1 pseudogene (running past one end of the window) is annotated in these 770 nt (G+C 60.9%); it reads left to right on the plus strand.

Annotated features, from left to right (window positions below):
* Positions 1-33: 33 nt before the first annotated feature.
* Positions 34-770: pseudogene (locus GTN70_11125) on the plus strand (menaquinone biosynthesis decarboxylase) (it continues 650 nt past the right edge of the window).

Raw genomic sequence — 770 nt, forward strand, 5'->3', positions numbered from 1 at the left:
TTGAGCGCACACTGGTGGCGAAGGAGGTAGCTTGTGGCCTACGAAGACCTGGGACATTTCATCCGGGTTCTCTCCGATCGGGGCGAGCTCGTGCGGGTAACGACGGAAGTCTCGCCTGATCTGGAGGTTGCCGAGATAGCGGACCGCCTGGTGAAGGAGGGCGGCCCTGCGGTGATCTTCGAGAAGGTGAAGGGGGCAAAATTTCCCCTGGCCATGAACCTCTTCGGGACCATGGAGCGGATGCTCCTTTCCCTGGAAGCCGGGTCCTTCGACGAAATCGCCGGAAGGGTAAGGGAGATCATCGAGCCCGAGATACCGGTGAAGCTCGTCGACAAGCTCAAGATGCTCCCCAAGCTGAAGCGGCTTGCAGATTACGTCCCGAAGGTGGTCAAAGACGGCCCCGTCAAGGAGGTGGTTTTGCAGGGAGACGATGTGGACCTGGGGGAGCTGCCCGTGGTTAAAACCTGGCCACAGGATGGGGGGCACTTCATAACCCTTCCCCTGGTGTTTACGCAGGACCCGGACAGCGGCGTGAGGAACGTAGGGATGTACCGGATGCAGGTCTATGACGTGAAGACGACGGGCATGCACTGGCACGTCCACAAGGGAGGTGCGAAACATTACCGCAAGCTGGCAGAACGGGGGGAGCCCATGCCCGTGGCAGTGGCTCTGGGGTCGGATCCCGCCGTCATCTACGCGGCGACGGCGCCCTTACCCGAAGATACCGATGAGATGATCTTCGCGGGTTTTCTCCGCAACTCCCCGGTCGA

The organism is Deltaproteobacteria bacterium, from assembly GCA_011773515.1.
In the GTDB taxonomy this organism is placed as follows: domain Bacteria; phylum Desulfobacterota; class Deferrimicrobia; order J040; family J040; genus WVXK01.